General features: G+C 64.7%; 11 protein-coding genes. 1 reads left to right on the forward strand and 10 read right to left on the reverse strand.

The annotated features are described in order from the left end of the window. Window positions 1-31 precede the first annotated feature (31 nt). The 9 genes from mdcH to mdcA form a co-directional block, all read right to left on the reverse strand. Entirely contained in the window at window positions 32-967 is a 936-nt protein-coding gene (gene mdcH, locus ACTJK4_RS21020) for a malonate decarboxylase subunit epsilon (protein WP_440818839.1), read from the reverse strand. Continuing rightward, complete coding sequence (locus ACTJK4_RS21025) at window positions 964-1,599, reverse strand: malonate decarboxylase holo-ACP synthase (protein WP_440818840.1); 636 nt, start codon at window positions 1,597-1,599, stop codon at window positions 964-966. Before ACTJK4_RS21025 ends, mdcH begins: the two co-directional genes overlap by 4 nt. Next, window positions 1,596-2,360 (reverse strand): malonate transporter subunit MadM, encoded by a 765-nt coding sequence (gene madM / locus ACTJK4_RS21030; RefSeq protein WP_232038835.1) that lies wholly within the window; start codon window positions 2,358-2,360, stop codon window positions 1,596-1,598. Before madM ends, ACTJK4_RS21025 begins: the two co-directional genes overlap by 4 nt. Before the next feature lie 11 nt (window positions 2,361-2,371). After that, window positions 2,372-2,779 (reverse strand): malonate transporter subunit MadL, encoded by a 408-nt coding sequence (gene madL / locus ACTJK4_RS21035; protein ID WP_232038836.1) that lies wholly within the window; start codon window positions 2,777-2,779, stop codon window positions 2,372-2,374. A 370-nt stretch (window positions 2,780-3,149) separates the two neighbouring features. Then, the gene (gene mdcE, locus ACTJK4_RS21040; RefSeq protein WP_414563274.1) at window positions 3,150-3,980 is read right to left on the reverse strand and encodes a biotin-independent malonate decarboxylase subunit gamma; all 831 of its coding nucleotides are present in this window, start codon (window positions 3,978-3,980) and stop codon (window positions 3,150-3,152) included. Continuing rightward, entirely contained in the window at window positions 3,977-4,822 is an 846-nt protein-coding gene (locus ACTJK4_RS21045; protein WP_440818841.1) for a biotin-independent malonate decarboxylase subunit beta, read from the reverse strand. Before ACTJK4_RS21045 ends, mdcE begins: the two co-directional genes overlap by 4 nt. A 9-nt stretch (window positions 4,823-4,831) precedes the next feature. Next, window positions 4,832-5,137 (reverse strand): malonate decarboxylase subunit delta, encoded by a 306-nt coding sequence (locus ACTJK4_RS21050; protein ID WP_012430898.1) that lies wholly within the window; start codon window positions 5,135-5,137, stop codon window positions 4,832-4,834. Next, a complete protein-coding gene (locus ACTJK4_RS21055; protein ID WP_440818842.1) occupies window positions 5,124-6,053 on the reverse strand; it encodes a triphosphoribosyl-dephospho-CoA synthase in 930 nt (309 codons plus the stop codon). The genes ACTJK4_RS21050 and ACTJK4_RS21055 overlap by 14 nt, the downstream gene beginning before the upstream one ends. After that, window positions 6,053-7,741, reverse strand: coding sequence for a malonate decarboxylase subunit alpha (mdcA, locus tag ACTJK4_RS21060; RefSeq protein ID WP_232038840.1), 1,689 nt, complete (start codon window positions 7,739-7,741; stop codon window positions 6,053-6,055). Before mdcA ends, ACTJK4_RS21055 begins: the two co-directional genes overlap by 1 nt. A 165-nt stretch (window positions 7,742-7,906) precedes the next feature. Here mdcA and ACTJK4_RS21065 point away from each other — a divergent pair, with 165 nt between their 5' ends. Next, the gene (locus tag ACTJK4_RS21065; RefSeq protein WP_414563269.1) at window positions 7,907-8,812 is read left to right on the forward strand and encodes a LysR substrate-binding domain-containing protein; all 906 of its coding nucleotides are present in this window, start codon (window positions 7,907-7,909) and stop codon (window positions 8,810-8,812) included. Between the two features lie 403 nt (window positions 8,813-9,215). On the opposite strand, the gene ACTJK4_RS21070 is transcribed toward ACTJK4_RS21065, so the two are convergent. Then, the gene (locus ACTJK4_RS21070) at window positions 9,216-9,482 is read right to left on the reverse strand and encodes a PAAR domain-containing protein (protein ID WP_322018239.1); all 267 of its coding nucleotides are present in this window, start codon (window positions 9,480-9,482) and stop codon (window positions 9,216-9,218) included. Between the last annotated feature and the right edge of the window lie 229 nt (window positions 9,483-9,711).

Consider the following 9,711-nt stretch of genomic DNA (forward strand, 5'->3'; position numbering starts at 1 on the left):
ACGGGGCGCGAAGCTCCGTTTCTTTTATCCGCTATCGGCTGTCCAAACGCCGCTGGCGTTGTATCCGCACCCGCACCGCATCGAGCCCATTGCTCGCATCCAGCACCGCGTCACCCGCAAAGACGGGCTGCGCGAGGCGCATCAGCGCACCGTTGCCCGCAATCTCCACGGCCATCCGTGCGCCACGCTCAAGCGCATGCCGCAGCGTGTCATGCCACAGCACTGGCCGGGCCATGTTCCAAGCCAGGTCTTCAACGATGAGGTTTGCGCGGAATAGCGCTCGCGCGCGGCTGCTGCTGACGTAGGTGAGTTGCGGCGTGTGGGCCGTGACCTTTGCGGCGGCGGTAGCCAGCTCGGCAGCCTGTGCGTCAAGTAGAGGACAGTGCGACGGCACTGCCATGCACAGCCGCGTTGCCGTCGATGCGCCCGCCGCATGCGCGCGCGTCATGACTTGCGTGAGCGCCGCATCGCTGCCCGCCACGACAATCTGCCGTTCCGCATTCAGGTTGGCGACATAGGCTGGCGTTGCGGCCGAGTTGACCTGCGCCACGATGGCGGCGACCTCGGGTTCAGTCAGTCCGGCCGTGACGGCCATGCCGTAGCCGCTGGGGTACGCGTCTTCCATGAGTTGCCCGCGCAGGCGTACAAGACACAGCGCATCGCTGAATTCCAGCACGCCTGCAATGACGGCTGCAGGCCACGCGCCAATCGATAGGCCCGCCACCATGTCCGGCCCCGCATCCTGCCGAGCCAACGTGCGTGCCACAGCCACACCGGCAATCAACAGGCAGAGCTGCACGGCCACCGTCGACCGCAATGCCTCTGCGGTGTCGAGCGTGAGCGGATCGACGCTCAGCACGTCGCCCGCCTCGCTCAATGTTTGTGCCACGGCCGGGTCGTCAGGTAGCGTATGCAGCATGCCCACGCGTTGGCTCCCCTGGCCAGGAAACATGAAGAGCACGCTCATACGAGATCGCTCCACGGGTCCGCAACCAAGTGTGGGCCGTGATCGGTCTTGAGCAAGGCCTGGCGGGGCGAGTTCAACCAGTCGCGCCACGCGAATCCACCGCGCCCGGTGTCGATCTGCAGGTCGACGCGGCATTCGGTTTCGGTCAGCACGTGCACGAGCTGATCGCGCTGCGCGGCCGACGGTGCATGCGGCATGCGCAGCACGAGATCGAGATCGCTATCCGCATGCAGCACCGGCAAGCCACTGGCGAGCGCGAAGCCCGCACCGCCGGTCGGGCCCCACGCCCAGCCCAGCGCGTCGAATTTTGTTGCAAGCGCACGCAAGGTGCGCAGCGCCGCAAACGGCGCGTCGGGTGCGATGGAGGCCGTTGTGGCGGCCAGCGCCTCGGGCGAGACCACACGCGTGATGCTGCTGGCAAACACCGTCGCTGCGCAGCGTTCATGCCGCGCACCGCCGCGCAGGCCGACGGGCACTGCACCATCGCTGCCGCGCGGGGCCCGGCGCACAACGACTGGCGCGCCTTGCCGGCATGCCGTGATGGCCCAGTCCGGCAGGGGAGTGCCATCCGTCGCTGTTGGCATCTCCGACACCCACAGCAGATCGTGCGCGCGCAGCGGCGTGGGTGTCATCGCAGCAATGCCTGCGTAGCCAGGAACAGGATCGACGGCCCGAGCAGGCAGCCGATACCCGTATGGAACGTCGCCACCAGCGAGCCGTAAGGCACCAGGCGCCGATCCGTGGCCGCCAGACCCGCCGACACCCCGCTGACCGTACCCGCCAATCCGCCGAACACCATGGCCGCGCGCGGGTTGTTCAAGCCCAGCGCCTTGGCAGCGAATGGCGTGCCGACCATCACCAGGATCGCCTTGACGAGCCCCGTGGCAATCGACAGCGCCATCACATCGGAGGTGGCACCCAGCGCTGCACCGGTCACCGGCCCGACGATGTACGTGACGGCACCTGCGCCGATGGTGGTGACGCTCACCGGATCGGTGTAACCGAAGGCGTAGGCAACACACGCGCCGACGATGAACGGCAGCACCGTGCCCAGCAGCAGCGAGATAGCGCCGATCATGCCCGCCTTGCGTGCCTCAGTCACCTGCACTTCAAAGGCCGTGGCCACGATGGCGAAGTCGCGCAGCATGGCCCCGCCCATCAGGCCGATCCCGCCGAACAGCTTCAGGTCAGCCAGGCCGCGTTCGCCACCGGTCTGCATGCCGCCCCAGTAGGCGAGCACGAGCCCGATCATGATGGCGATGGCTGAGCCGTGCACGCGCCCAAACGTCAGCTTCTTGGACACCCACATCGACAGGCCCATGACGATGCCGACCAGCGCGAACGCCGCGACCAGCCCGTTGTGCTGCAGAACTTTCTCTAGCATTGACAGCATGGTGCGGCTCCTTAAGCGCGGGCTTGTTCGGTTTCAGGCAGCGGAGGCAGGGGGCGCCGGTCTTCCGCGTTGCCTGTGCGGTTGATGACCGCGATGCACACACCGCACACGATCACCGCGCCGATGGCACCGAGCAACGCAACGGGGCCGCCGCGCAGTGCCGTCACCACGTTCTGCGTGGCCGCCATGGCCACTACCACCGGGATGTACATGGCGCCCCAGAACGAGACGCCCGCTTCGGTGGCGGCGGGCATGAGCCCGTGCCTGTGCAGGTAGAGCCGCGCGAAGATGAGCAGCAGCATGGCAATGCCCACGCCGCCGACATTGGCCTTCACGCCGATGGCCTGGCCGAGCAGATCGCCCAGGAAGAGGCCGGCGAGATGACATAGCGCCAGCAGGGTTGTACCGTAAATGATCACGTCTTTGTCTCCTGAAGGAACGGCGATGGGTCGCCTGTTGTGTGGTGTTTTGGTGATCGAGGGGTGAGGACTGGTTTTTTGCGTTGCCTGCGTTGATTGCGTTGGTGGTGCATCCCTTGTTTCATCCCCTGCCGGGGCTGACTCACTTTCTTTGTCTTGCCAAAGAAAGTAAGCAAAGAAAGGCGCGCCCGATGCGGCGAACCCCTCCTTGAATTTCCATAACCGGGCGGAGAAGGGGAAAACTCGCTTCGCTCAAACAGTTCCCCTTCTTTTTTCCGCCCGCTTACAGAAATTCAAGGCGCCGCGTAGGGCAGGGCACGGCCACACCATCTGGTGCTTTAGGTTCGCGCCGTGATGTGCTTCCTATTCGTTATGCGCTTTCCGGCTGCGCGTTCCATTGCTCGCGCAGGCGTTTGCGGACTTCTGACGATGCGCTGCGCAGCGGTGCGCCCAGGCGGCTTTCCAGGCCGCGCGATGGATCAGCCGCGATGTTGGCCAGTGCTGCGGCGAGTGCGGTCTGCACGGTGTCGACGTCTCCGGCGTCGGGTGCGTCGGCGGATTTGACCTTCAGCAGTTTCCACAGCAAGCCGAGCGACGCGAAGCTGGCGATGTCGTATGCCATGGGCGGAATCTCTTGCGCGAGGCGTTCCAGGTCGGCGACCGAGCGCAGCGTCACGCGCGCCGCTGCGGCCTTGCCCATCGCGTGCACCATCACGTCGGCATCGTCCAGGGCGAGCAGGCGATTGGCTTGGTAGCCGTGCGCCAGCAAGGCGCCCGACATGGCGCGACCGACGATGAGGCCGATGACGGGGTGACCGGCCAGGCGGGCGGCAGCGTAGGCATCCGCCGCTGCAGCCAGGGCGAGGTGGATGCCGTAGGCCTCCTCGCGGCGCCCGTAGGCTTGGCTTGCCACATCAATGACGGCGACGATGGCGCGCTTCTTTTCCTGCGCGGCATCTGCTGTCATCACATCGCGCACGGCACGCGCAAGCTGCCAGCCTTCGATGAGGCCCACTTCACCGTTGCGTGCGCGAGGAAAGCGGTTTTCGGCATCGGGCACGACAGCGATGTAGCGCGCCGGCTGACCCGCGAGTGCGGCATCGACGACTTGCAGCGTGCTGCCGTAACCCGGCACCGGCGTACCGTTGGCGAGCGCGCGCATCCAGGTCGCGCCGCGCGTGGAAAGATCGTTCTGGCTCATGCGACGTCCTTTGCATAGTGCGCGCGCACATCTTCTGCCGTGGCTTGGCGCGATGTGTCGACGGCGTTGAGGCGTTCGAGGTAGTGATCGATCTGCTCGCTGCGCTGGTGCTTTGGCGCGCCGGCGCGCAGCCACTCGATCACCTGCGCGCGGATCGTGACGGAATCGTCTTCGATGCAGACATCGGCCAGCCCGGTGGCGGCGCGTTGCTCGCCGCCGGTCAGGCTCCAGATGAAGGGGCGATCGCGCGAGTCGTATTCTTCAATGCCGGCTTCCTGCTCGATGACCTGCGGGCCGTTGAGACCGAGGCGTGCCTCACGCGTCATCAGCAGGTAGCTGCACAGGCCCGCGGCGATGCTCATGCCGCCAAAGCAGCCGACCACGCCTGCGGTGATGCCGATCACCGGTCCGTACTCGCGCAGCGCACGGATGCCTGAGTGGATCTCGGCAATGGCGGCAAGGCCCAGGTTGGCTTCCTGCAGTCGCACGCCGCCGGTTTCGAAGACGATGACGGCGCGTGTGGGAATGCCATTGCGGTTGTCTTCTGCCGCCAGCTCCAGCGCGCCGGCAATCTTGGCGCCGGACACCTCGCCCATGCTGCCGCCCTGGAAGGCGCCTTCAATGGCGAGCACCACCGCAGGTTGCCCGCCCAGCGTCCCGCGGGCCACCACCACGCCATCGTCGGCCTGCGTGACGATGCCCTGCCGCGGCAGCCACGGCGAGGTCAATTGCTCGAACGGGTCCAGCAGCTCACGGAAGGTGTCGGGGTCGAGCAGGGCAATGGCGCGTCGGCGCGCGTCGCGTTCGATAAAGCTGTCGCGTTCAATCGGGTTGCGTGACATGGCTTCTCCTTATGACCCGAGCGTGTTAAGCGATTCAAGCGCCTGCTCAAGCCGCAACCGCACCACGGCCGGTGTCGCGCCGAAGTCGTTGATGATGATCTTGGCCGCCGGCCACGCGTGCGAGCCGAACACACGCGCAAGTTGCGCCTGCCACGTCGCGCTCATGCCATTGACGGACGTGGTGATGGCCACGTCGATCTGGCCGGCGTTGCCCGGCGTCAGCAACACTTCAAGGTCGCCCGAGCCGACCACGCCGGCATATGCACGGCGCGCGGCGGGTGCGCCGCCGGTGAACTGAAAATCAAGCTGCTCCATGTTCGTTTTCCTGATGAGCGGATTCGATGTCGGACGCTACGCGCGCGTCTGTCGGCAGGCGGTCGAGGAAGAGGGCTGCAGCCAGCAGGTCGGCCGCGCCGCCGGGCGACACGTGCAGCGCCAGCATGTCTTGTTCAAGCGTACGGAAAGCGAGGCGGCCTTGCGCTGTGGCCAAGCCGCCTTCTGCGCGTACGGTGGTTGCGCCGGTCTGCACGATGTGCAGTGCCTTGGCGCCGCCGCGTGCGAGCACGCAGGTGTCGTCCAGCGCAGCCATGACGGCAAGCAATGCATCCACGCGCGCATGGTCTTCGCGAATGCCTGCAGCGCGCGCATGGTGCAACGCCGGCAGGGCGACCTTGATCACGTGCGGAAAGCCGGCACAGGCCTGGCCCTTCGCACCGCCCACGCCGTAGTCATTGCAGGCGCGCTCGCCCTTGTGGCCAGTGGAGACAGGCGCAAAGCGATCCGGGATGTTGGCCAGGCGTGCCGCGCGGCTTGCAACAGCGGCCGCGCCCAATGCATGCGGCGCTTGGCTTGCAGCCGTGACCAGCAGGCCGAGCGCCCAGATGGCACCACGGTGTGTGTTGATGCCGCCGGTGGCATCAAGCATGGCCGCTTCGCCTTCGCGGCCGAGGCGGCCGATGCGCTCGCGTAGCGCGAGTTGTGTACCGGCCTGCATTTCGATCTGCGCGCCAGCCAATGCCATGGCTTCAAACGCGGGGCGCAGGGTCTGGGCGGAATGCACCATCAGCGTCCAGTCCAGATCGTGATGTGCGCCGTTGCCACGCACATCCACCAGACCGGGTTTGGGCGACAGCGTTACCTCGTCGATGAGGGCAGACTCGACCAGCGCGGCCAATCGCTTCGCGCGTGCTCTCGGGCTGGCCGGCAGGGGCCGTTGCAATGTCTTCTCCATTACCAGCTCCGGAAGCGTGCAGGCGGGTCGTACAGGCCGCCGGACCATTCGACCAAGTCGGCGATGCTCTTGGCGGCGAGCAGCTCGCGGCTGGCATCGCTGCGGCGCACGTCAAGGTCTTCCGGCAGGGCGATCAGGCCGTCACGGCGCATCTGTTCGGTCTTGGATGGGTCATGCCGCAGGCCGATGGATGTGACGCCCGCCACCGCTGCAATCATCGCGCGCCGCTCTTCCAGCGAACGTGCCTTGTAGAGATAGGCGATACCGTCTTCGGTCAGCAGGTGGGTGACGTCGTCGCCGTAGATCATGATGGGCGCCAGCGGCATGCCGCTTTGCTTGGCGACGGCCACTGCATCCAGCGTGTCGACGAAGGTCGGCTTGCCGCCTTCCTGGAACGTCTCGACCATCTGCACGACGAGCTTCCTGCCGCGCTCGAGCATCGTCACGGGTTCGGTCATGTCGAGCCACGCAGGCGTCGCGTGGCGGCGGCCGCGCGGGTCGTGGCCCATGTTGGGCGCGCCGCCAAAACCGGCCAGCCGACCGCGCGTGACGGTGGACGAATGCCCGTCGCCATCCACCTGCAGCGTCGCGCCAATGAAGAGGTCCACCGCATATTGGCCGGCGAGCTGGCACAGCATGCGGTTCGAGCGCAGCGAGCCGTCGCGGCCGGTGAAGAACACATCGGGGCGCGCGGCCACGTAGCGCTCCATGCCCAGCTCGGTGCCGAAGCAGTGCACGCTTTCCACCCAGCCGGATTCAATGGCGGGAATCAACGTCGGATGCGGGTTCAGCGTCCAGTTGCGGCAGATCTTGCCCTTGAGGCCCAGGCGTTCGCCGTACGTTGGCAGGATCAGCTCGATGGCAGCGGTGTTGAAGCCGATGCCGTGGTTGAGCGACTGCACGTTGTGCCGCTGGTAGATGCCGCGAATGGCCATCATCGCCATCAGCACGTGCACGGGTTTGATGAGGCGCGGGTCGCGCGTGAACAGCGGCTCGATGTAGAACGGCTTGTCGGCCTGCACGATGAAGTCGACCCACGAGCCGGGAATGTCGACGCGCGGCAGGTCGGCCGGGTCATCGACGATCTCGTTGACCTGCACGATGACGATGCCGTCGGAAAACGCAGTGGGCTCGACCAGCGCGGGCGTGTCTTCGGTGCTCGGGCCGGTGTAGATGTTGCCGTCGCGGTCGGCCTTGAAACCGGCCACCAGCGACACGTTGGGGATCAGGTCCACCACCAGCCGTGCATACAGCTCGATGTAGGTGTGGATGGCGCCGACTTCCAGCAGCCCGTCGGCCAGCAACTGGCTGATGCGCAGGCTTTGCGGCCCGGCAAACGAGAAGTCGAGCTTGTGCGCGATGCCGGCTTCAAAAATGTCGAGATGCTCTGCGCGGCTCACGCTGGGCATGATCATGTGCAGATCGTGCAGGCGCTCGGGGTTCACCTTGGCCAGCGAGCGAGAGAGGAAATCCGCCTGCTTCTGGTTGTTGCCTTCCAGCACGACGCGGTCGCGCGGGGCGAGCAGCGCTTCGAGCGCGGCGACGATGTCGCCAGTGGGAATGACCTTGCCGTTGGCAATGCGGCGCGCTGCAGTCAGGCGGCGTTCCTTCTCGTCGCGCCGCCGGCGCCATTGCGGCGGGATGGGTGCGTTGATCCCGTTTGCCGATTGGTTGGGCATCGGTTGCATTGGGTGGCGTCTCCAGCCTTGATGGATTTGATGCCCTATACCGTAGGCTGTAAAAAGGTGCACTTCAATCAACCTAGGCGCGGTTTCATTAACTTGAAGTTAATGAAACAATGGCCGATTCTGATAGCAGCGCGCAGACAGAACGCGCCCGGAGGAGACCCTGCCATGGCAATCGATGAAGACATCACCCTGAAGAAGCTCGAGGTGTTCCAGTCGTTCATGACGCTGGGCAACATGGCACGCGTGTCGGAAGCGCTCGGGCAGAGCACGGTGAGCGTGCATCGCGCGCTGCATTCGCTGGAGGAAGGTTTGCGCTGCCCGCTGTTCAAGCGCGATGGCCGCAAGCTGATTCCGCTGTCGACCGCCTATGTGTTCGCAGAACACGTGGAGCGCATCCTTGCCGAGTGCGAAGCCGGTGTGCGCCGCACGCGCGAAGCGGCGGGGTTCTCGTCAACGACGCTGAAGATCGGCGGGCTCTATTCGATGACGGTCGGCACGTTGCCGCGCATCTTTGCGGGCCTGAAGACGCGCCGCTCCGCACTCGACATCGAACTCACGCTGGGCTCGAACCGCAGCCTGCTCGCCAAGCTGGAAGACGGCCAGCTCGACGCCATCGTCATCGCACTGGGAGAGCCGCTGCGCAATCCAGACCTGCTGACCGTGCCGATGTTCGACGACGAGATCCTGTTTGCCGCGCCGCTCGGCTCGCCGTATGCGTCGTCAGCGGAGATCGACCTGCAATCCGTGCGCAGCGAAAAGTTCGTCGCGCTCGGCGACGACTTTGCGACGTATCACGATTTCATGGCAGCCTTCGACAAGGCTGGCTTTGCGCCGCAGATTGCCCTGCGCGTGGGCGACATCTTCTCGCTCATGAACCTCGTGAGCGGCGGCATCGGCTACGCGTTGCTGCCGCGCCGCGTGGCTGATTTCAGCCCCAAGGTGCAACTGATTCCGCTGGCCGCGCGTTATGCGATCAGCCAGCACATCGTGCTGGTGATGCAGCGCAATCGCGAGCGCGATCCGAACCTGCTGGCATTGTCGGCAGAGTGTCGGTTGTTGGGGGCACGGTGATCATGTGTGGTGTATCCCATGAAAGCGTCCCTCGGCGGATGGCGCGACGAAGTGGCGCGAAATCTCACCAGACTCCGCATTCCTTGGTGTGAACGGTTGCGTGCCGACGGCATTGCAATCATGCGGGCGCTGGCGCGTCTGCTAGTGCATTGCGGCTTGGAATCACGACCTCCCAGGTAAGCGTCTCGCCGTTCCAGGTGTAGAGCGTGAAGGCGGCCGAGCTCCTTGTTGGCCCGTGGCGCGCTCGTTGTGATGTAGATGCTGGCAGCGAGAGGCGCTCGTGGTAGACCGCCTCTGCGTCTCGGGATTGGACGCTGGCTGTTTCGTCTGTGGGCCAGCCGCCTTCGATGTGAATGGCATCTGCTGATAATCAGAGAACGAGTTGGGGCGTTGCGGTCATGGGTTAGCCATTAACCTGTGCACGATGGTTACCGGCGAGCAGTACCGCACCACAGGCGGTTTTCATGCCGCTCAAGGCGATCTGCACGCCGTTGACGGTATAGTGCGCGGCCCCCTCCACGATCGCGAACGAACCACTGCACTTTGGGCACGAGACCATGTTGCCAACCCCGGCCATCGGGCGGCCATCCAAGTCAGTGCTAGGAATGCCATTAAGTACGATGCCGCCATGGTCCGTGGAATCGCCTACGCGGATAATTTCAGCGCTCACATCACCCCCCTTCCGAATTTCTCCGCAACAACCTTTATTATTAATGCATACACGAGATAGACAGAAATGAACGCAACCGTCCCAAGCGATTCTTTGAGAGTCCAATACGGAATCATTCCAACGAAGGTCAAAAAAATATAGATATTTGCCTTTCTGAATTTATTTTTTATTTTCAATCACTTTCTCCGCTGCACTCAAAGTTCACGCAACAGTTGGCCTCATGCTTCAT

Origin of the sequence: Ralstonia sp. 22111, from assembly GCF_052045895.1 — a bacterium.
Lineage (GTDB): Bacteria > Pseudomonadota > Gammaproteobacteria > Burkholderiales > Burkholderiaceae > Ralstonia > Ralstonia wenshanensis.